This is a genomic window from Streptomyces sp. NPDC014733 (assembly GCF_043083385.1).
Lineage (GTDB): Bacteria > Actinomycetota > Actinomycetes > Streptomycetales > Streptomycetaceae > Streptomyces.
On record NZ_JBIBYO010000004.1, the window covers coordinates 561,499 to 585,792 of the forward strand.

Here is a 24,294-nt window from a genome sequence, read left to right on the forward strand (position 1 = left end):
TCACGGTCCGGCTCCGGGGCCAGGCGTCTGGTCCATGGCGGTGTCGGAGAGCCCGTCCCAGTTCACCAGTGCCTGGAAGGCGGCGGGCGACATGGAACCGAGGACCGGGGTGGCGAGGAAGTTCGCGCCCTGGAGGATCATATCCAGGTCCGCACCCTCCACGGGGCTGCCCCCGGCGGCGGTTGGCGCCCCGGACGGGGCCGGGTGGCCGGCCGGCAGGTGTGCGCGCAGCCGGCGTTCCAGATCCGGGTGGCGCTCCAGGGTGCCCGTGGCGCCGAGCGTGTCGTAGGTGACCGCCGCCCACTCCGTGCCGCCGGTGCCACCGCCGTTCTCCCGGGCCGTCAGTTCCTGCCGGAGTTCGCGGACCATGTCCCGTTCCATCACCTCCAGGCTGTGCGTGCGCAGGGTGTCGCTGAAGTTGCGCTGGATGGCGTCCGCCTCGCGCAGCGAGCGGCACTGCGGCAGATTCGGATTGGGGAAGTACTGCGCGTAGGGGTCGGTGACGACGGTGATCGCCTGGTGGGGCAGCAGCCCCCCGCCGCTCATCGCCTTCCAGCCGCCCGGGTTCTCCAGGTAGTTGGCGATGAGCGCGGTGTGCACCTCCTGCAGCGGGCCGATCAGCCGTAGCCCCTCGTCCTGGGCGACACCGATGGCGGCGAGCCATTCGTCGCCGGTGAGCACACCGCTGCCGAGGGCCGGGTCGAGGACCAGGAGGACGACGCTGCCGTCCTCCTGACGCACGGGGACCGCGCAGGCGATGTGGTAGTCCCATTCGACGCGTCCGGCGCTGGCGTTGTCGGCTCCGGCGGCGTTCGGGCTCGCGACGTGGAGCCGGGGCTCGGTCCGCGCCACGGTGATCTTGCGGACGGGGGCGTTCCACTGCTGGAGTTTGAGAGCGATGTGGTGCGCCCGCAGATAGCAGCCGTCCTCCGGGTGGCCGTGCGGCATCGGCAGCTCGCCCAACTGGTGGTCGTGGTAGTACATCCGGGACAGATCCTCGTACCAGCCGTCGACCAGCTCCCGGCTCACCACGTCCCTCGTGCCCAGGCCCAGCGCGTAGGAGATGTCCGGGTCCCGCCGGGGGGCGAGGGTGCGCAGTTCGCTCTCCAGGTCGGAGTGGTACGCCGCGGTCCAGGCGTCCTGGACCGCCCACAGCTTGCGCAGGTCGCGGTGGAGTCCGCCGAGCAGCTGCAAGGCGCTGTCGAACGCCCCGTTGCGCAGCTGTGTGTGGAGTTCACCGGCGAACGCGACGACCTGCGGCAGCTGCTGCGGCAGGGCGTACGGCGCGACCTCCACGGGCGCGAGGGCGCTCGCGGCAGGGGCCTCGGGGTGGCCGAGCGCCGCCATCAGCGGCTGCCACCACTCCGCGCCCAGGCGGCGCTGCTCCACCGCGCGCCGGACCGCGTCGACCGGGGTGAGACCGGTGTACGAGCGGAAGCCGCTCTCGAAACTCCGGTCCGGGACCGGGTGGCTGCCACCGGGCGCACCGAGGAGGTCCAGCAGTTCCCGGTGCGGCACCGGGTTCGCCAGCAGCAGACCGGCGGCCCGGGCCGCCGTGCGGACGACGGCCAGATGGGCGACGACCGCCGCCTGGTCGAGGCCGAGTCCGGCGACGGACCCCTGCGGCAGCGAACCGGCCGCCGCCTCCACCTCGTTCAGCACCGAGGCGAGGGACCGCGCGGTGTCCAGGTGCCGCCGCACGACGGCCTGGGCGCGGATACGGCCCGGGGACAGCAGCGTGCCGGAGGTCGGGGCGCCGCCGAAGGCGCCCCGCCGCTGCCGCGGGGCGCCGGGCGGCACGTTCGGCGCGCTGTGCAGGGCCTGCGAACCGGCCGCGGCGCGCCGGTCCGCGTCCCGCAGCAGGGCCGGCACGCCGCTCCCGCCGCCGGTGGGGGGCGGCGGGGTGCCGTTCCCGGTGCCGCCCGGGGTGGCGCCCGGCCACGGCACGGGGGCGGTGCCGGCCGGCGGCACATCGGGCAGTTCGTAGTCGAGGACGTTCCCGGTGCGGGCGTCGACGGTCACCGTCATCGCGAACGGGACCTCGGGCCCCGCGTCGACGGTGAACTCCGACGCGCCGGGCGGCGGGGTGGTCCGGCCGCTGCGGGCCGTCAGATACGCGGCGACGCGCAGCCGGTCGGTGCTCCAGCCCTCCGGCAGGAACTGCGGGGCGTACCGCCGCTGCCACGCCTGCGGTGCGAACCGGTCGCGGAGCTGACCGGCCAGCCGGGCGGCGCCGGATCCGTGCGGTACGGCATCCGGGTCGCCGGACACCACACGGACCTCGGCGTCGGTGGTCAACGCGGTGACATGGGCCGCGGCCCGCGTCCGCAGCGCCGGGGTGAGGTGCGGTGTCCCGTACCCCGTCCGCGGCTGCCAGGCGGCAGCCTCACCGGGGACGGGGACGAGCCGCCGCACCCCGGCGAGGAGGGCGTCCGGTCCCGCGGCGGCCGGCGCGGTGCCGAGCACCCGCTGTGCCGCGGCGGCGAGGTCCGCGTCGTCGCCGGAGAGGAGGAGGGGAAGGATGTCGTCGCCGCTGCCCGGGTGGGCGCCGGGCTCCGCCGCGGCCACCGTGACGGCGACCAGCTGCGCCGTCCCCGTGTGCCCCCGGTGCACGGTGTCCAGGTGCTCCTGGAGCCGGGCGAGGGCGGTGGCGTACGCGGCGTCGTCGGTGCCGCCCGACGCCGGGCGGGGCAGGGCGACGGTGAGCTGCACCACGGCCGCGCCGTCGGTCCGCAGGGCGTGCCGGACGGTCAGCGGGAGCGGCCCGCCGTCGCCCGGCAGCTCCACCGTCACCGGGGCGGTGTGGGCGATCACCTCCGCGTCGGTCTCCGGCCCGGCCGGCGGCTGGAGGTGGCGCGCCGGGCGGATCCACTGGTGTTCACCGTTGCGGACGTACCCCTCGATGCGGACGCCGTTGCCGGTACCGGCCCACAGGTAGCCGTCGCCGTGCAGGCTCACCTCCCCCGATTCCAAGGCGTGTTCGTGGGCCGCGGTCACGGCGTCGCGCAGGGTGTCGAGCGTCCACCCCGCCGGGAAGATCTCCTTCCACGCGGCGCCGACCGGGCCGTGCTCCGTCCCGTTCTCGTCCAGCAGCCGGACCTTCGCCATACGGATGCCGTTGTCCGTGTGCAGCCAGTCCTCCTCGTACAGGTTCCGGTCGGCGTCCCGCAGCACCTTCTTGCGCGGGGCGTAGACGATGCCGTGCCCGCGCTGCTCGTCCGCGTTCTGCAGAAGACGGCCGGCGAGGCCACGGTCCCGGTCGCCGTGGAGGAGCAACTGCGCCAGCTTCTCGGTGAAGTGCGGGGGCGCGTCGCCGGTGAGCGGGGCGGAGAGGACCGGCCCGGTGCCGGAGATCTCCTGGTCGTCGGTGACGGCGGTGACGGCGGTGACGGCGGTGTGGGCCGCGTCGTCGGTCTTCTCCGTGCCCTGGCCGCCGCCGCTCAGGACGTCGAGGATGTCGTCCTTCTCCGGTTCCTCCTCGTCACGGACCCGGATGTCGCTCTCCAGGATGTCGCTGCCGCTGTCGCCCCCGTCGTGCGGGGCGGGCGGCGGCGCGGGAGGGTCGCTGCGGACTAGGAAGAAGTCGTCGACGAGCCCGGCGGGGTCCAGCTCGACATGGATCTGGAGATCGCTGTGGTCCGGCACCCAGCCGACGGCGGACTGACCGGACGGCCTCTCGTTCTGGATCCGCAGGGCCGTGCGGATCGCCAGCAGACGGACGTCGTCCATGGTGAGGTCCGGCGGCAGGCCGGTCAGCGTCTTGTGCCGGGCGCGCTCGGTGAACCGGTGCCCCTGCTGGGTGAGCAGCTCCGCGACGGTGTCCTCACGGGTGGTGAACGGCGCCAGCTCCTGCGCCTGGTAGGCGTTGAGCAGCTTCTCCGCCTGGGGGTCCCAGAGGATCTCCTCCACGCTGCTGTGGTACATCGCGATGAAGGCCATGTCCATCCGCGACCCCTCCACCCACTGCTGCGGTGCGTACGGGTTCGGCGGACCCATCGCCGCGCGGGCGGCGGCCAGCAGGGCCTTGAGGTTCTCCTCCGTCGCCTCGAAGCCGACCAGCTCCTCCACGGCCAGGGCCAGTTCCGTGGTCCCGCAGAACTCCAGGAAGTCCGTGATCGCCTCGTCGGACGGCGCGTCGCTCTCCAGGGCCGTCCGGATCGCGAAGCGGATCACCGGGGCCCCGTCGATCCGGCTCAGCTTGTTGTACGTCGCGTCGAGCTCCTGCTGCATCGCGCCCAGCTGTTCGTAGGCCCGGTCGATCTGTTCGGGCGTCATGCCGGACGGTACGGGCACGTCGAGGCAGACGTGCAGGGCGAAGTCCCCGTCGGCGAGCACGGCGTGCGAGAGACCGTAGGAGTTCCACCCGTTCCGGCCGATCTCCAGGGTGTGCTGCTCCGGCAGTGTCCGGGCATGGACCGTGACGCTGCTGTCCGTCCAGGTCGGCAGCGGCTGGTAGGGGGCGGGCCGCACCCAGATGTGCCGTCCCTGGAGGGTGTAGCCCTGGATGCGGACGCCGTCGCTCTCGCCCGTCCACAGGTAGCCCGCGTGCAGGTGCCGGGCCTCCCCGACCGGCCAGACGAACCGGCCGCTTTCCATGGCGTTCCGATAGGCGGACTGCACATGCCGCCACAGCAGGTCCGCCGACCAGCCCTGCGGGTACTCCTCGCTCCAGCCCCGCGGGAAGAGCAGGCGCCGTCCCTGGTGGGCGTCGAGCATGGGGTGCCAGCGGTTGGGGTCCTGGGCCTCGGAACGGTCGGTACCGAGGGTCACGTCGAGGGCCTCCACCTCGGCGTAGAAAGTGCCGTTGGGGTTCTGCTGCACCAAAGGCTCGTACAAGGTGCCGAGGATGCTCTGGACCTTCTGGTCGAAGAGGAAGTAGCCCCCCACCCGCTTGGCGCGGTCGCCGACGAAGAGGAACCGCTCCAGAGAACGGGTGAGGCGCGGCAGCCCGAAGGGGGCTGGGCCGGGCAGTTGGTCGAGGAAGAGCGGTGCCTGGAGCGGCCTGCCCGTTCTCGGGTCGGTCTGGTCCTCGTGCGGGGCGAAATCGAGGATCCGGCCGGTGGCATCGATGACGCCACGGATGCGCAGGCCCTGGTAGACGCCGTCGAACGTGGTCCGCCCGGCGCCCGGGTCCGGGGTGCCGCCCCGGTCACGCCAGTCGACGTACGCCTGCCGGGCCGCGTACACGATCTCGTCCTCGGTCCGGGTGTCGGGGAACATCAGCACCGGCGCGCCCGGATCGGACGAGACCCCTGCGCTGTCGTCGACGGTGCCGCGGTGGGTGACGAAGGTGCCGTCGGACGACTGCCAGGACCGGAACGTCGCCCAGTAGGTGTGGTTGGGCAGCAGCGGGCCCACCCGCAGGGGCCGTTCACGGACGCTGGAGTGGTTGCGCGGCGCCATACGTCCGGCGCGGAAGGTGCCGGAGTCGCCCCACAGCACCCTGCGGCGCACCTCCAGGGGGACGGTGACCCGGTCGAAGGTGAGCGGCAGGGGCTTGGGCGTGGCGTCCGTCGCGGCCTCCACCTCGTTGTTCCCCGCCTCCGTCGAGAGCAGCCAGCCGTCCCGTCCGCCCTTCGCCTTGCCCTTCGCGTCCTTCGGCGTGCCCGTCGCCCGGTCCGTCCCGCTCGTCGTGGTGGCTTCCTCTGCCAGCAGGTGCCGTTTCCGCTGGATGGACGACCAGATCATCGTCAGGTCGTGGACGGCCAGCCGCAGGTTGGGCGGGAGCCCGGCGGCGTCGGACGGAAGGTTCCCGTTCGGGATGCGGCCCCACCGGTCGATGACGGTCCCCGACATGAGCGAGCCGTCCTCGTCGAGGGGCCGCGGCCAGCCTTCCGCGTACCAGTCGGAGGTGCCGTAGTTGTGCATCAACTCGTGCGCGATCACGTGTGTCGGGGTGCTCTCGAACCACGTGAGGTTGTTCTCCCGGCCGCGGCCCGGCTTGAGGTCCACGTGGTGGTGGCGGACGGCCTTGCCGGTGACGAACTCCACCGCGAAGTGGACCAGGTCGCCGTCGGGGAAGCGGTGTCCGACGTTGTGGTAGAGCTTCCCGGCCTCCTTGGCCTGCCATTTCTTCTCGGCCAGCATCCTCTCGGCCCGCCCCTTCCACGTGATCTCCGCGTCGGGGGCGAGATGGTGCCGGGCGATCAGACGGCTGAGCCGGGTGCCGTCGCCGAGCTGGTAGCGGCGTACCTCGAACCGCTGCGCCCAGATCGGGCCGAGCGAGCCCAGCCACCGTTGGAACTCCTTCGGGGGAGCCTGCACCTCGACGCGCGGTCCGATCTCCTCCCCCATCGGCACCACCGTGACCCGGTGGCCGTGGCGGATGACCGGCAGGCCGTCCCGCTTCCAGGCGACCGTCAGGTCCAGCTCCGGTGCCCGCTGCACCGAGACGACCACCCCGCGGGTCTTCGGCCGGAACAGCACCTTGCCGGGGGCCAGGGCGTGCGCGTCCACGGTGTCGAAGCCCTCGTAGACGATCTCCATGGTGGCGGTGTACGACGTCTGCGCGCCGGAGCGGGGGGCCGCACCGGGTACGCCGGTCTTCGGGAGGCCCGGCACCCGGTCGGCGTGGCGTAGGTCCAGGTCCATCTCCTCGCCGATCTCGAACGGCACCTCTTCCGTCGTCACCAGCTCCCGGACGGCACCGGTGTGGCCGGGCAGCACCTGCATACCGGTGACGGCGACGGAGACGGCGGCCATGGCGGACGGCTCGCGGACGCCGAACTCCTCCCAGAAGGCGGACGGCTTGCCGGCGGCGAAGTCGATGACGGCGTTCAGCGCGGTACGGGCGGCGCCGGCGTCCGGCACGCCGTTGTCCAGGAGCTGCTGCACCAGGTGCTCCGGCAGCAGCGCCGGGTTCCGCGGCGGCCGGTTGCCCCAGCTCCCGCGGACGACGGCGTAGTCCCGCCCGACGGGCTGGTGTCCGTCGCGGATGAGGCCCACCGGGTCATCGGCGAGCAGCCAGCCGTTCCTCCAGAGATCCTCCTCGATCTGCGCTCCCTTGACCCTGCGGTACGCCTCGTGGACCGCCCCGTCCGTCGCGAACAGCTGCACCAGCTCCTGGTAGCGCTGCCGGTGGACGCCGTCATAGCGGAAGACGCCGCCCTCGGGCACCAGGGCGCGCCTGCCCGGGAGGTGCGGGCGGCCCTCGTGGTTGTCCTGGTAGGCGAAGACCGGGCCGGTCGTGTGCCGCGGCGGTTGCGAGGCCGGTTCGGCGTGCGCGTACGGCACGGAGGCGTACGCCTGGAAGAACTGGTGGAGCTCGTGGAAGAGGTCGCGGACCTTCTCCACCACGGGATCGGACAGCCGGGCGGGGAAGTTGCCGTCCCAGCCGTCGAGCCGCGCCAAGGCGTCCATGACGTGCGCGAAGACGCTCCGCGCGTCGGTCCCGCCGTCGAAGTACGCGGCGAACGTGTCGCGGGCGCCGACGGCTTCCAGAGCCGCGCGGACGGCCCGGTCGCCGCCGAAGAGGCGGCGCTGCTGGGAGAAGAGCTCCTCGGGCGGCGGCGAGAAGAGGGCCCGTCCGAGGTTCATCCCGAGCCCTTCCACCAGCGCCGCGGTGAGCAGCACGTCCACGGGCAGGACCCGTCCGGCCACCGGCTGCTTCGGCCAGGCCAGCCGGAGGAACTGCCGGGCCCGGACGATCCGGTCCGTGCCGGAGTTCCTTCGGTCGGCGGCGAGGGTGTCCTCGACGGCCTTGGCCAGGACCGGGTCGTCCTTCCCGAAGTGGGCGAGCATCTGGGCCGGGTCGGCCCCGGCGCGGAGCAGGTCCCGCAGGACCGGGGGGCGCGGGGGCTCGTCGCGCGTCCACGGCTCGACCTGTTCGGTCAGGAAGCGGGCGACGGCCTCGTCGTGCCGTGGGCCGCCCCAGCCGTCGATCAGCCCGGAGTGCCCGTCGAGGAACGCCTCCAACTCGCTCATGCGCTGCGCGAAGGAGGTCTGCACGCCGGTCAGCAGCGGATGCCAGGTCCGGTCGCCCTGCGGCTGCCGCGACTGCTCCCAGGTCGCCAGGTGGGTACGGAGCGTGCGCCGCGCGTTCCGGGCCCGGGTCACCTCCCGCTGGGTCCTGTCCGCGGGGTGCGGGTCCAGCTCCTCCAGCAGCGGGAAGGAGGCCGGGCCGGTCGGCGGGGCGGTCGACGGGCCCGTCGACGGGGCGGTCTCGGTGTCCCCCGCCCTGGGCTGCGCCGCGCCGTCCGTGGGGTGCGCCGCCTCGATCGCGCCGGTGCCGGGTGCGTGCTGTTGCTGGTCGCGGAGCAGCTCCTCCAGGGTGGGCGGGTTCGGGTTGAGGTAGGGCATCTGCTCCAGTTCGGTCAGGGACGAGGTGGAGTCGGGGAGGGCGTTGTGCGAGAGGTCCGGGTAGGGGCCGTCGAAGGGGTGGGTGTTGAGAAAGTCCAGGAGGCTCCCGTCCGGGTCTGACAGCTCCTGGATGTCCTGGTCCTCGGACGGACCCGGCAACTGCGGCTCACTTCCGTCCGCTTCCTGCATCTCCACATCGGCCGAGTCCCTGTCCGGACCGGAGGTGTTCAGCTCCGCCCCGGCCCTTTCCGTGCCGTGCGGACCGCTCACGAGCGGGTCCGGTCCGAACGGGTCCGGTCCGAACGGATCCGCCGCCTGACCGCTCTCCACCACGTCCCACAACGCCTCGTCCCCGACCAGGTTGTCCCAGTCGTCCCCCCCGGACGGCCCCGGCCCCTGCTCGGTGCCCCTCACCAGGTCCGTGTCCGAGGACGGGACCTGATCCGGGTGCTCTGCGCTCTGTTCCGGCCGCAACCAGGACCGTTGCACATAGGCGTAGAAGTCGGCGACAGCACCGCCGGCGTCCGTCGTGTTCCGTTCCGCGAGCCAGCTCGTGAACTCGTCGTCCGGTCGGCGGAGCGTGGTCAACGGATGCTCACCGATCTCAGGCCGTTGGAGGTAACGACGCCACTCCTGGAAGGCACCGGCCCAGGCACCCTGGGTGTCGGGGGGCAGCGGCTGCTCCAGCAGCCAGCCGTGAACAGCGGTAGCGAGTTGGGGTTCCCGCTCCCGGATCAGGTCCATCAGAAGCCGCCGCACCGCGGGAAGCCAATTCTGGGGGGTGGGCCTTCCCGGAGGGACGAGGTACTGCTGGGCGACCGCCGCCCCGTACTGCTCGGCATCGGCACGCAATTGGACCAACGTGTTGTCGATGCCCCGGCTGTACGCGGCCCGAAGTTCCGGCCGGAGATGAGGCACCGTCCGGCCGTTCCACAGCTGCCACCGAAGCTTTTCACCGAGGGAGATGCGGAAAAGGAGCTCTCTCTTCGCCTGGGAAATCGTGGCGGCGGCGCCGGTGGCGATCACGGACTCGGAGAAACGGACGTAACGGTCGACCCGGGAGAGCCACCGGGCCCACTTCTCATCGGAAGCGCCTTCCTCCGGCAGCCTGTACGGATAAGGCGCTTCCTCCTGGAAGTTCGGCATCGCGCGCACCAGCCGCTGCAACTGGGCCAGCAACCTGTCACGGACCTCAGCACTCGCACCCTCACGGTGCACCTTGACATCCTCGTCAGCCAGCAGCCGCCACCCCTCGTCAAGCTGCGCGAAGGAAACCGGGCCCACAAACCCTTCGGCCCAGGCGAGAAAAGCCTCCGCCCTTCCCGTGCCATGCACCCCGGTCAACGCGTTGCTCCCGCCACCGCGCTCATACGGGGCCGACAACCCCGGGTGGTCGGAGGCATTGTTCACGGCATCGCCCCCGGCCGGCTCCGGCTCCCAGTCAGCTTCCATGACCAGGTCCGTGTCCGAGGACGGGACCTGCTCCGGGTGCTCTGCGCTCCGTTCCGGCCGCAACCAGGACCGTTGCAGATAAGCGTAGAAGCTGGCGACAGCACCGCCGGCGTCCGTCGTGTTCCGTTGTTCCGCGAGCCAGCTCGCGAACTCCTCGTCCGGTCGACGGAGCGTGGTCAACGGATGCTCACCGATCTCAGGCCGCGCGAGGAAACGACGCCACTCCTGGAAGGCACCGGCCCAGGCACCCCGGGTGGGGCGGGACAGCCGCTGCTCCAGCAGCCAGCCGTAAACAGCGGTGGCGAGTTGGAGTTCCCGCTCCCGCATCAGACCCGTCAGAAGCCGCCGCACCACGGGAAGCCAATTCTGGGGGTTGCGCCTTCCCGGAGGGACGAGGTACTGCCGGGCGACCGCCGCCCCGTACTGCTCGGCATCGGCACGCAATTGGACCAACGTGTTGTCGATGCCCCGGCTGTACGCGGCCCGAAGTTCCGGCCGGAGATGAGGCACCGTCCGGCCGTTCCACAGCTGCCACCGAAACTTTTCACCGAGGGAGATGCGGAAAAGGATCTGGTCCCTCAACGGAGCAATCGTGCCGTCGGCGCCGGTGGCGATCACGGACTCGGAGAAGCGGACGTAGCGGTCGACCTGGGAGAGCCACCGGGCCCACTCCTCGTCGGAAGCACCTTCCGCCGGCAACCCGTACGGATAAGGCACTTCCTCCTGGAAGTCCGGGGTCGCGCGCACCAGCCGCTGCAACTGGGCCAGCAACCTGTCACGGACCTCAGCACTCGCACCCTCACGGTGCACCTTGACATCCTCGTCAGCCAGCAGCCGCCACCCCTCGTCAAGCTGCGCGAACGAAACCGCGCCCACAAACCCTTCGGCCCAGGCGAGAAAAGCCTCCGCCCTTCCCGTGCCACGCGGACCGCTCACGAGCGGGCCCGGTCCGAGCGGTTCGGTCAGGAACGAGGTGGAGTCGGGGAGGGTGTTCTGCGAGAGGTCCGGGTAGGGGCCGTCGAAGGGGTGGGTGTTGAGAAAGTCCAGGAGGCTCCCGTCCGGGTCTGACAGCTCCTGCAGGTCCTGGTCCTCGGACGGACCCGGCAACTGCGGCTCACTTCCGTCCGCTTCCTGCATCTCCACATCGGCCGAGTCCCTGTCCGGACCGGAGGTGTTCAGCTCCGTCCCGACCCTTTCCGTGCCGTGCGGACCGCTCACGAGCGGGTCCGGTCCGAACGGATCCGGTCCGAACGGATCCGCCGCCTGACCGCTCTCCACCACGTCCCACAACGCCTCGTCCCCGACCAGGTTGTCCCAGTCGTCACCCCCGGACGACCCCGGCCCCTGCTCGGTACCCCTCACCAGGTCCGTGTCCGAGGACGGGACCTGCTCCGGGTGCCCCTGCACGACCGGAGCGGAGGCGAGATCCGGGCGCTCGAAGGGGTCCAGGTCGAACAGCTCGTCACCACCGGTCTCCGGAGGCGGCTCCTCCTGCCCTGCGCTCCGTTCCGGTCGCAACCAGGACCCTTGCACATAAGCGTAGAAGCTGGCGACAGCACCGCCGGCGTCCGTCGTGTTCCCTTGTTCCGCGAGCCAGCTCGCGAACTCCTCGTCCGGTCGACGGAGCGTGGTCAACGGATGCTCACCGATCTCAGGCCGCGCGAGGTAACGACGCCACTCCTGGAAGGCACCGGCCCAGGCACCCCGGGTGGGGCGGGGCAGCGGCTGCTCCAGCAGCCAGCCGTAAACAGCGGTGGCGAGTTGGGGTTCCCGCTCCCGCATCAGGCCCGTCAGAAGCCGCCGCACCACGGGAAGCCAATTCTGGGTGGTGGACCTTCCCGGAGGGACGAGGTACTGCTGGGTGATCGCCGACCCGTACCACCCGTCATCGGCACGCAATTGGACCAACGTGTGGTCGATGCCCCGGCTGTACGCGGCCCGAAGTTCCGGCCGGAGATGATGCACCGTCCGGCCGTTCCACAGCTGCCACCGAAGCTTTTCACCGAGGGAGATGCGGAAAAGGAGCTGTTCCCTCATGGGAGCCATGCCGTCGGCGCCGGTTGCGATCACGGACTCGGGGAAGCGGACGTAGCGGGCGACCTGGGAAAGCCACCCGGCCCACTCCTCATCGGAAGCACCTTCCGCCGGCAACCCGTACGGATACGGCACTTCCTCCTGGAAATCCGGGGTCGCGCGCACCAGCCGCTGCAGCTGGGCCAGCAACCTGTCACGGACCTCAGCACTCGCACCCTCACGGTGCACCTTGGCATCCTCGTCAGCCAGCAGCCGCCACCCCTCATCAAGCTGCGCGAACGAAACCGCGCCCACAAACCCTTCGGCCCAGGCGAGAAAAGCCTCCGCCCTTCCCGTGCCATGCACCCCGGTCAACGCGTCGCTCCCGCCACCGCGAGACTCGTGCCACTCCTCCTCGTGCTGCTGCCACAGCCAGGAGTTGCCGTGCAGGAATCGGGCGAAGCGTTGGGCTCTGTTGATCCTCCTCCGGTGTGTTTTCGAGGCGACCGTGTCGTCGGGCCCCCCGGATTCCTGGGCCCGGTGCCGCAGCGCGAAGTCCCGGAATGCGGGATCGTTCGCGGGCAGCGGCAGCTCGCGCCACGAGCGGTCGCCGACATAGGCCAGCCACGCCAGGACGTCCGTCAGCCCTCTGGTCATATCGTCATTGGCCAGAGCGGCGGTGCCGAACGCGGTCATCGCCCTCGCCATCTCCGGATCGGTCCGATGGCGATTCCAGATCTCCCGCCGGAACGGCTCACGCATGGCCGACCGGCCGCGCTCCGGAAGCGGTGGCCCCCCGTTGGCGAGCAGAGCGCTCGCTTCCGCGGAGACGACCGACATGGGGTCCATCACCACCTGGTCCTGCATGACCCTCACGAACTCGAACGGGAAGCCCTGGCCGACGGGCCCGTGCCACTCCTCCGGCAGCGAGGCGTAGAAGGCCCGGAGGGCGCCCACGGCCGCCCTGACCTGGCCGGCGGAGAGCGTCTCGTCCTCCAGCTTCGTCTGCAGATCCCGGACGTAATCGGCCACCGTGACGGGCGACGGGTTCAGCAGGCTCTGGTGACGACTCCGTGCGAATTGCCACCATTCTTCGATGTCCCTGACGTAATTCATGCGCGTGACGCGGCTGTACCCCATGAGCCATGTCTGTACAGGCTGCGCCAGTGCGCTCTCCGGCGCAGAGGCCCTCTCCAGCGACCGCACCAGGCGCCGGACGTTGGGGTCCGTGGTGTCCTGCCCGGACGAGGAGCCGGCGCCCGCACCGGATCGCCCGCCGTTCCCCGAGCCGGAGGCCGCGTACGGATCCGCGGGGCCAGGTCGACTCTGTTGACCGTGCCAATTGCGCATCGGCCCCGCACTGCCCGGCCGCCGGTTGAGGCGCTGCGTCTCGGTGCCGATCCAGGAGACGGCCCCCGCGTGCCGGTCCTGCGGCAGGCGGAGCACGGAGGCGCCCCGTTCCCGGTCGGAGAGACGGCGGGCGGTCTCCTCGGCGGCCCGTCGGCCCTGCCGGAACAGCACGTCCGCGACCTCCTGGAGTGCCTGGGCGGTGGCGGCGCGGCGCAGCTGCGCCTCGGTGTCGGTGCCGATCACCGGCGGCCAGCGCAGGATGGCGGACGCCAGCCGGATACGCACCGCGCCGACGCCTTCCCTCAGCAGCGCCTCGACCAGCTCCGCCGGATCCCGCACCACCGGGCCGTCAGAAGATTCCCGGACCATCTCCGCCAAACCCTGCGGAACCATCTGAAGCTCCTCGGCAAGAGCCAGCAACGGACCGGTCTCCGTCATCCCCAGGCCATCGGCGAGCTGCCACAGGGCGTCGGCGTCGTACCACGCCGGCTGCTCCGCCGTCAGCCGCTGCTCGCGCCACTCCCGGACCGCCTGGACGGCCAGGTCGCCCGCGTAGGAGAAGTACTGCCACAAGCCCCGGCGCTCAGCGCGCGACGCGGTGCCGTATTCGCTGACGCCGCTCAGTGAGCCGATCCCCGAGAAGCTCGACAGGTGGTTGCCCAGGGGGTCCAGGTCCCCGAGGCGGAGGTGGTGGGTGTCGAGGATCGTGAGGAGTTTACGCAGGTAGCGGGTCTCGCCGGGGCGGCCCAGGTAGAGGGCCTCCGGTTCGGCGCCCAGGCCCTCCCACTCCTCTTCGAGTACCTGCTCCAGCCAGGTGCGGGAGGCCCCGCCCTCGGACAGGTGGTCCAGCAGGGAGGCGCGCAGCCCTCGCAGCAGGTGGTACTCGTCGGCGCCGAGGCCGAGGAGCTGGGCGACGTCGTACAGGACCGGTGCCAGGGACCCGGGCACGTGCAGCGCCCGGGCCAGACCGTTGACCTCCTGCTCGGGGAGGCGGCCGTGTTCGCGGACGAAGTCGGCCACCCAGGCGTGCTCGTCGGCCGCGTCGATCCCCCGGGCGTAGGTCTCGATGTCCTCGGGCGTGAAGCCCTGGTCGCGGAGGGCCTGGAGCTGCACCTCGGCGGCGGCGCGCCGCTGGGTCTCCTGGAGCTGCGCCTCGACGCCGGCGTGCGTCGCCCGCTGCGGGAGTTGGGCGAGGTACACCGACGGGGGCTGTTGCACCCGCTCGGTGACCCAGGTGATCAGCGCCTGGAACGCTGCGGTGCTCCCGGGCCGGGCCGGTTCCAGGTCCTCGAGGGCGGAGTGTTCGTACCGCTCCACCTGGCCGGCGCTGTCGTCCAGCGTCTCCAGGGCGTCCGCGAAGCTCTCGGACGCCTGGAGCTGCTCCACGGTCATGCCGTAGGGCAGGCCGTTCCGCAGCCACTCCTGGGAGAGCTCCAGGAGCCGCAGGAGCTGCGACGGGGCCCGCCAGGTGCCGTCCCAGGTCCGGGCGGACAGGTCTCCGGGGCCGACGAGCGCCGGGTCGGAGAGGAGCCGGTAGAGCCAGGCGCGGTGCTGCGGCGCCACGCTCAGGAGGTCGGCGGCGTCCCCGAGGACCAGCTCCACATGGTCCCGCTCCCGCAGCCCGAACACCCGCCGGAAGTGCTCGGCCGCCGCCGTCGTGTCGGAGCGCAGGCCCGGCTGGAGGGACCAGTGGAGGTGGCGTTGCTCTGCCTGCGTGGCGGCGGCCGTACGGGTCAGTACGGCGGCGACCTCCCGGACCTGTCGGCCGTGCCAGATCTGCCGGTTGTTGAGCGGCGCGAAGATCTCCCGCAGCCTCGTGTGGTCGGCGAGCAGCGGGAGGACGTCCAGCCGGACCGGGAACCGCTTGAGTACGCGGTAGAGGTCCCGGGCCGTGACGCCCAGCCAGTCGGCACGCTCCGCCAGCGCATGGTGGGTCGGCACCTCACCGGTGGCCCGTGCGAGGCGCACCAGGTTCGCCATCCGCCGTACGCCCAGGCGCCGTTGGAGGTCGTCGAGGCGGGCGATCTCCTCGGGGGTGAAACCCTCCAGCAGGGCGGCGTGGCGCTCCCAGGCCGCCCGGACGCGGGTCTCGTCCACGTACAGGGGTGCCTCGTCTCCGCTGTCCACGGAGACGTACGAGGGCGTCTGCTCCTCGGGGCGGGGCGCCGGGGGCGGGGCGGGCGTGGTGGCTTCCGGCTGGTTGGCGTCGTCCGGCTGACCGGTGGTGTCCGACTGCGCCGCCCGTGTCTCCAGCCACGCGGCGGTCACCTCGTACGCACCCTCCGGCGTCATACCGGTCCGGCGGGCCTCGTTCCGTAGCTGGGCCTCCAGGTCGGCGAGGGCCTCGGCGTCGGTACGCAGCTGCGGGCGGGGCCGCAGCGCGCGGTGGACCGCGTCGAAGTAGACGATGGCGACCGGCCCGGTATGCATCACGTCGCCGAGCGAGGTGCCGAGTCCACGCAGGAACTGGTTGATGTGCAGATAGCGGATGGTGCCGAGCAGGTTCTCCCCTGCCGCGCTACCCACGTCGCCCGTTTCCCGCCCGGCCATCGACGGGCTGTGCTCCACCAGGCGGGACAGCGCCACATGGTCCGCCGGACCGCGCAGCCCGAGGCGGTCGAACTGCCTGCGCATGAGGGTGACCCACCAGCCCGGCGGCGTCCAGTCGGCGGCGCCGTGCCCGGTGTCCCCGCTGGTGGCGGAGTGCAGCTGCCGCAATTCCTGGGCGAAGAGGTGGTGCAGGTCCAGCGGGTCGACGCCGAGCGCGCGGGCGGCCCCGTACACGGTGGAGCGCATCCCCGCATCAGGGAGGACATGCGCGGCGAGCGCCTGCTGGGCGTCGCCCGGTGCGGGACGGTGGGCCAGCCAGTCCGTCACGGCCCGTGCGATCGCCTCGGCGTCCGTCCGGCGGAACGCGGCCAAGGACGTCCCGGCGCTCTCCAGGCGGCTCCGGAAGTCCAGCAGCTCAGCCACGGTGAGCCGGACGCCGCGGCCGGCGAACCAGCGGAGGTCGGCGGGGCGGAAACCCACCATGTCGAGCCGTGCGCGCAGCTGGTGCTCGCCGAGGTCGGCGCGGTCGTTCGGCTCGGCGTCACCCAGCCAGGTCAACTCATCGGCGAGTACCGCGAGATGGACCGGGGTGACACCGAGGAAGGTGGCGAGCGTGGTGATGTCCACGGGGCGCACGCCCCAGTCGAGGACGAGGTGGAGCTGGACCGGCGGCAGGCCCGCGTTGTCGACGGCGCGGCGGACGAGTACGGCGACGCGGTCCTCGTCCGGTGTGCCGTGCAGGGCGCGGTCCAGCACCTGGGCCGCGTCGATCTCGGACGGCAGCGCCGGATGCCGGTCCAGACCCCGGCGCCATCCGGCCAGCAGCCAGGCGAACCTGCCGTGCTCGGAAGGCTGCGGGTCCGGGGTGTCCCGGACGGTCCGCACGGACTCCACGTAGCGGTGGAGCGGCGCGTACTGCTCCCCGCTCACCCGGTCCGCGAGGTCGCGGAGCCAGGCCACGTCCCGCAGGGAGGTCAGGCCGTGGTCGTGGAGATGGGCGGTGAGGGTCTCAGCGGTCCCCGCCGCGCCTCGGGTGTCCAGCAGGCCGGTGACGGAGTCGTGGTCGAAGAAGGAAAGCTCCGCCAGGTGCTCCCCCTGACCCGCCGCGCGCAGCAGGCTCGCCAACTCCGCGACCTGGAGGGCCAGCCGGGTGGCCTCCCCGGAGCCCGCCCCGTGGACGCTGTCGCTCTCGGAGTACGAACTGAACTCGTCGGCCGGGTCGTCGTCCCGCTCCTCGGCCACCTGACCGGGCTGCTCCTCGATCAGCTCGTCGCCCGGCTCCCCGCCGTCGTGCTGCGGTGCTTCCCCGTCATGGGTGGTGTGGTCCGGCTGCGGGGCCGGGTCGGCGGGCGGGACGGGGGCACGCTCCGTGAGGGCCGACGCCGCCTCGCGGGCCTGCCGGAGGAGACTGTCGGCCGAAAGGACCGCGGGCGTCAGCCCCTCGGTCAGCAAGACACCCGCGATCCGGTCCAGCGCCGCATCGTCCAACTCGTCATGGGTCCCGGGCCGGTGTGTCCGCAGCAGCCACCCCGCCAGCTCCCGCCGCCGGACGGCCTGCTCCGGGCCGGTGAGGTCCTGCAGCAGCTCGACCGGGTCCTGCCGGAACTGCTGGGCGACCCACCAGAGGTTCCGCGGGACCCCGTGGATCTGCTCGGCGAGTGCGAGCACCAGGTTCGGGGGCAGCGGAGTGGCCTCGTAGGGGTCGGTGCTGTCGCGACCGTAGGCCACCGCCATCACGTGGCCGGCGTCGAACCACGTCCGACCGTGCCGTTCCCGCAATGCGTCGTACGCCTGCCGGTCGAGCCCCAGCTGTGCGGCGCGCCAGTCGTCCGCCAGGTCCTCGGGGAGCCGGTTCCACAGCTCACGCTGCCGCTCGGGCAGGAGAGTGTGGTAGGGGACCCTGATCAGGCTTTGCGGCACTCCGATCAGGTACGTGCCCAGCGCCCCCAGTTCGGTCAGGCTCGCGTCGGCCGCGCTCATGCCCCACAGGATCTGCCGGATGGCGTGGAGCTGCTCGTTGTACCTGCGGTTCAGCTCCTCCTGCACCTGCGGATCGGACGGCGCCTCCGCCGGCGGCTGCAGCGCCTCCACCTCGATTCCGTACACCGCGAACTGCGGTAGGACCTCGTTCTGAAGCCAGTCGAAGTACTCCGTGCCGTTCCGGCGTGCCTCCAGATAGGCGTCGCGCAGCGGCCGCAGCAGCCCGTAGTCCTGCGGCTGGAGGCCGTAGCCGACGGCGAACCGCAGCAGTCCGAAGGCGGCCGTCGGCGGGATCTGCAGCGCCGTGGCGAGGTGGTGCAGATCCCGGTGCGGGAAGTTCTCCCACTGTCCGAGGAATTCCAGCAGGATCCGCAGCTCGTGGACACCGGCGTGGTAGCTGCCCGCCCCGTTGTCGAGCTGCTGGAGGTACTCCACGGCTCCCGGGATCCCCACCCCCAGCCGCTCCAGTACGGCGTAGGTCTCCGCCGTCAGTCCCAGCTGCTCATGGAGCCACCGGACGATGCCCTGCGTCACGTCCTGCTCGTCCGGCTGCTGCGGCGTCCCATCCTCGGTCTCCGCCGTCAGCGGGATGCGGATCGGCTCCCCCGTTGTCTGCTCGTGCTCCTGCGCCGTCCTGTGCAGGAACTCCGCGGCCGTCTCCGTGGCCATGTCCGCCAGGTTGGCCAGGCTGCTGCCGCCGGTGAGAGCGTCGGGCTCGGCCCCAGCACCCCAGCGGAGCAGGGTCAGCACGTCGCGGGGGAGGATCCGGCCCTCCCGGCGGGAGATCGCGGAAAGGCGGTTCTCGTCGAGCGAGCCGACGGCCTCGGCAAGGTGGTAGAACGCGGTGCGGGAACGCGCGTCCGCGGCGCCGACGAGGGTCATCGCGTCCCAGAGGTGGCGGTCGATGCCTGCTCCCCAGAGCTGGAAGCTCTGCATGAAGTACGTGTGCGCCCTCGACTCCGCAACCTGCTCCGCGTAGGCGACTGCCTGCCGGAGACCCTCGGCGATTCCGGCGGGTGTCGCCTCCACCTCATAGCGCTGCTGGAGGACCGCGCCCCCGCGCCCGTACTCCGAGAGCAGGTCGTCGAACCGTTCGAGGGCCCCGTCGAAGTCGGTGGACCGCAGCGTCTCGACGGCGCTGCCGAACCACTGGTTCTCGCCACGCTGGTGGGAGGTGGCCCAGATCAGGGCCGTGAGCGTCTGGGGTGGTGCGTACCACTGGCCGTCCCACTGCTCCGCCGCGTGGGGAGAGCCGGCCACGGCGGGGTCGGCCAGGAAGTGGTAGAGCCAGGCGCGGTCACCGGCGGTGCGGGCCCCGACCGTCGCGGCCGCCTCCTCCAGGAGGCGGTGGAGGCTCGGATCGTCGGGCAGGGCGAACCGCTCCAGGAAGGCGGCCCTGGCCAGCTGCTCGTACCGGTCCGCCCGCTCCGGGGCTTCCCAACCGGACCAGAGCGACCAGTGGTCGGACGGATCGGGAGCGTCCACGTCGAGGACCGGCTCGGTCGTGGACGGCTCCGTGTACGCCGGTACCGCGGGGCCGGTGCCGTAGTCCGGGGGCACATGCGTGGTCCGGACGGTGTCGTTCGGCTCGAATGCCCGGTACGGCGGCGGCGGGGTGTCCGGACCCTGGTATGCCGCGGCCCACTGCCGCACCAGGTGGACGAGGGGCTGGGCTCCGAGCCAGCCGCGCGTGAGCCCCACGCGGTACGGCGGGCGCCACAGGCCGGTCACCCAGTCCTCCGGACGGATCCCGGCGCGTGCCGTCAGGAAGAGGTGGTCGGCGAGGTCGGCGAGGGCCCGGGGCGAGGTGCGCAGTTCCGGGCGCTCGTGGAGGCCCGCGAAGACCGACTCCGCGAGACGGGCCCAAGAGGTGGTGTGCCGCAGCGTCGCGATCGAGAGCTGCGGGGGCCGCCAGCTGGCGTCCCCCGTGATCTGCCGGTCCGTGGGCCGGAAGGTCCGGAGGAAGATCTCCGCCACGCGGTATACGGACGTGCCGGGATGCCAGGCGGTCTCGTCGGTCCGGAGCGGAGTCGGCGCCGCGGCGCCGTGGGTGAACAGCGCCTGCCGGCGGTTGAGGAAGTGGACGAACGCGGCGCGGTCGGCGGGGCCGTGGAGTCCGGCGCCGCTCAGCCAGTGCTGGAAGCCGCTGAGTTCGGTCTGGGTCGGCCGCCAGTTCCCGGCCGTCCCCGATGCCCGCCGCTGGTGGTTCAGGCTCTCCAGGTCCGGGCGGAAGAGCTGCACGAGGTCCACGACATCGATGCCGAGGGCCTCCGCGACGTGCGCCACGGTGTCGGGCAGGCCATCGGCGACCTGCCCGCCGTGGGCCAGAACGGTCTGCGCCAGCCGCACCCGCCGCTCGTGGCGCAAGACCGCCCGCGGGTCGGCGTCGGGCGGAGGCAGCTGCCCGGACTGCCGGACCTGTGCGGTCCGTTCGGCCAGGGCGGCGTAGGCGTGGTCGGCCTCCGCCGTCCTGGCGGTCTCGGCCTGCCGCCACGCGATGACGTGCTCCCGGCCCACCTCGATACCCATGTCGCGCAGGGCGGCGACGGAGGTTCCGGCGTCCTCCAGATGCCGGCGGAACCCCGCGAGGTCGGACAGGGTGAGGTCCCGCTGCCCCGGGAACCACACGAGGTCCCGGGGCTCGAAACCGGCCATCGCCAGGCGAGTGGCCAAGGTGAACTCGGGGATCACGACCCGCTCGTCGGTGCGCAGATCACCGGCCCAGGAGAGCAGTCCGGCGACGGGCAGCAGCAGTTCCGGGGCGATGCCCAGTCGTCGCGCCACCCGCCGGAGCTGCTCGGGCGCCAGGCCGAGGCGGAGCGGCAGCAGCTCGATGTCGCCGGGCAGCCGGCCGTACTCCGTCGCGGCCCGGAGCACCGCCGCCATGCCCTCGGCTGTGGTGATCCGGTAATCGTGGGCCAGGCGCAGCAGGTCGCGGCCGTCCACCGTGTCCGGCAGATCGTCCCATTCGTCGATCAGGTCGGCCACCTCGGTCCGTACGCCCAGCTCGTCGACGAGGCGCCAGTAGTCCTCCTGGACCGTGAGTGCACCACCGTCGGTGCGGCCGGGCACGGGCGGTGTGCTCCCGTCTCCGGAGACCGTCGAGCCGGGGCGGCTCATCTCTCCCTCGCTGTACTCCTCCTCGTCCTCCTCCGGGATCGCGGACAGGGAGCGCCGCCCGCCCGCGGGCGGTGTGTCCCCGCCGGGCAGGCCCGTCTCGGAGGCGCCGTCGCTGAGGAAGAAGGGCTGGTACCGGTCGTCGCCGCCGAGCGCGCGCCAGGTGGCGAGCACCGACTGCTGTGCGGCGGGCACGTCCGTGGGGAAGTGCCGCATCGCGCCCGTGAGCATGAGGTGGTCGGCGAAGCTCTGTACGGAACCGGACGCCGGCTCGGAACCGGGCGGGACCGGCGTCCAGCTGAGCTGTTCCGTGCGGGCCACGCGGAGGAGCGCCCGCCGCTGCCCGGGAGATTCCGCCCCGAGGGCCGCGAAGTCGCGGCGAAGGGTGTCGACGAAGCCGTGGTGGGCCCGGGCCGGAACGAAGCGGGACAGCGGGGCGGGGCCGTCGCGCAGGGCGCGCAGCCGCTCCGGGAAGAGGTACACGAGATCGCGCGGGTCCGCTTCGAGGTCGCGCGCGGCGCGGTAGAGGTCCTTGGCTTCGGACATGCCGAGGCTGCGGGCCAGTTCGGGGATGTCGGACGGGATCCGCCCGATGGCACGGCTGAGGGCGATCAGATGGCGGATGTCGCGGACGCCCAGCTCGGTGGAGAGCCCGTCGAGCCGCTCCATGTCGGCCCAGTCGTTCTCCTGGAGGCGCCGGATCTCTCCCGGCGCCATCCCCAGGCGGGCGGCCCAGTCCTGGATCTCCCAGGCGGTCAGCGCCCGGGGCCGGGGGATGACGTTCTCGGTGCCGTATGCGGGCAGCGGGTCCCGCAGGGCGCTGTTGCGGTACTCGATGAGGAGTTCGTCGAGACGGCTGGGGTGCATCTCCCGCAGATGTGCCGCCAGGTCCGAGGACGGGAGCCGGTCCGTGACGGCGACGTACCGCAGGAAAGAGCGCATCGTCCCGTGCTGGATGCGGCTGTCGGTGTGGTGGATCGCGGGGTCGGTGTCGGGCCACGGCATCGACTCACGGGCGGCGAGCGCGAGCAGCCAGGCGGCGTCGGAGCCTCCCTGGCCCGCCACGAACGCGCCGAAGCGCCGCAGGTGCCGCTGGAGTCCGGCGATGAACCCCCCGGGGGTGCGGAGTTCGTTCCCGGAGTTCACGGCGCGCAGCGAATACGGGAAGAGCTGTACCAGGTGCCGGGGGTCGATGCCGGTGTCGCGGGCGATGCGGTACAGGTCCTTGACGACGGGCATGCCCAGGTCACGGGCGAGCTGCGGAATGTCCGACGGGATGCGGCCGAGGGTTTCGGCGAGGTCCGCGAGGTGCCTCATGTTCCGTACGCCCAGCTCACGGGCGAGCGGGACCAGCAGCTCCGGGCGGAACCAGGAGTACGCGGTGAGCTGCCTGAAGCGCTCCCGGGGCAGCCCGGCGGCCCGGGCCGAGCGGCGGATCTCCTCGTCGGAGTAGGCGCGCGGCGGCTCGTACGGCGGAAGCTCCGGCTCCGCCGTCGGGTGCAGCAACTGGCCGCCGGCAGTGGCGGGTTCGACGTCCCGTCCCGCCAGCACCTCCTTGTACGACGGCGGTTCTTCCGTCGGTTCCTCCGTCGGTTCCTCCGTCGGTTCCTGGACCGGCTCCTGGACCGGCTCCTGCGCGGACGGTCCCGTCGGGGGCAGCTCCTCGTCCCGGTCCTCCAGCAGATGCAGCGAGGTGTGGTCCTCGGACGCGGGCAGCAGCTCGTTCCAGGCGGGGACCTGTGCGTCGATCAGGCCCGTCAGCTCGGTGAGCTGTCCGCGCAGGGCGGACGGTGAGACGTCCAGGGAGGTGAGGTCCTCCGGGACGGCGTCGAGCAGCGCGGTGAGCGCGTCGAGCCGGCCGCGGGCCCAGATCGCGAGGTCGCGGCTGCGGAGCAGGGCATCGTGGCCGGGCGCCGCCAGGGTGTCCGCAGTGCCCGCCCCGCCGCCGCGGACGTTCTCCGCGAGACCCGGGTGACTGAGTTGGGCGGCCAGCTGCATCCGCAGGTCCGACCAGTGGGCGACGACATCGTGCCAGGTCTTCGGGGCGTTGTCCGGCGTCAGCCCGGTCAGCAGCCGGGACAGCTCGGTGAACTTCTCGTGGTCCGCACCGAATTCCGGGTGCGCGGTCGCGGCTCCGGCGGCCGGGTGCGGGGCCTCGGTCCGCGGGGTGGCCGGCTGCCGGGTGACGACCGGCTCGCTGCCGGACTGCTGAAGGGCCTCCGTCCGCTGCGGGGTGAAGACACGGAACTCACCGCGCTCGCCGCCCTTTTCGTAGGCGAGGGCGAAGCAGTACTCCTCGCCCGGCAGCACCGTGACGCGGGTGGTGGGCGCGATGGTCTCCATGCCCGTCGCGTCGGCGATCTCCTGGGCCGCGAGGCGGCCCGAGGGGCCGAGGGTCCCCGCGTTGCAGGAGAGCAGCAGCAGTTGCGCCTGCGAGCCGTACTTCTGCTGCATCTCGATGAAGCTGCCGCGGCGGTTCAGCCCCTGCCCGGCGTGCTCGCCACGGAGGGCGTGCGTGTCCTTCGGACCGGACATCAGGGTGACGCGGCCGGCGCCGCCGTGGAAGAGGCCCACGTACAGCGGGCGGGTGGGGTCCCACACGACCGGGGAGAGGCCGTCCGCGGGCACCTTGCCGCTCTTGCCGTCGGCGCTCAGCTCGTAGTGGGCGAACGCGGTCTTCGACAGGTCGATGTGGAGGTGCGGGGAACCGCCCGCCTCCAGCGCCTGCGCGCTCAGGAACGCGCGGCCGACCTTCCGGCCGGTGCTGACGTCCGTGATCTCCTGGTGCTGCACGTCCTTGAGCTGGATCTGCCCGGCCCGGTGCTTGTCCGTCTCGATCGTGGGCAGCGACAGGTCCTCGTCGTGGAACGCTTCCCGGGCGCCCTGCTCCTCGTCGTCCGGCCCGGAGACCTGATCCTGGTCCTGGGCCGGGGGTCCCTGGACGGGCGGCTCCGGCGGGGCGGACTTCTGTACGGGGGCCTCGCGAACGGAGCGTGCCCGGCCGGAGAGGGCCGAGAGGATCTCGTCCTCCTCCAGGAGGGAGACCTGGGGCGGGTCGTGCCGGACGACGGTGACCGGGGTGACGGGAGTGGCCGGTGCGGGCTGCGGCGGGATGGCCGCGGCGCCTCCGGTGTCGCCGTCGAAGTGGTTGTCGCCGTCGTAGCGGAAGACGAGGGTGGGACCGCCGGGCGGGCCGAGCCGGGCCTCGTCCATGCCGGAAACGGGACGGTGGACGTGGACACCCACGCCGAACGCCTCGGCCAGCAGCGGCAGCAGCAGCTCGCCGTAGTGCGTCGTCGCGTAGTCGTTCGACCAGTTGGCCGCGGTCTCCCGCAGGCCGTTGAACTCCGTGGCGGTCCAGCCCGGCGCCTGTTCCCAGACGTACGCGGCGAACGACTGCAGTTCGTTGAAGGAGAGCGCGTCCAGGGCCTCGGTCAGGCCGCCCTGCCCGCCCGTCTCCGCCGGCTGCGTCCCGCCGGGTCGCCACTGCTCGAACAGGAGGCGCAGTTCGCCGGGGCCGCTGGTGCGCTCGTA

The 24,294-nt window shown here is 72.3% G+C and carries 1 protein-coding gene (only partly in view); it reads right to left on the reverse strand.

The features are described from left to right. Window positions 1–24,294 carry the 3' portion of a protein-glutamine glutaminase family protein gene (locus tag ACF1BH_RS13620; RefSeq protein ID WP_391642667.1) on the reverse strand. It continues 14,328 nt past the right edge of the window, so the window shows 24,294 of its 38,622 coding nt (coding positions 14,329–38,622); the start codon falls outside the window, past its right edge; the stop codon is at window positions 1–3.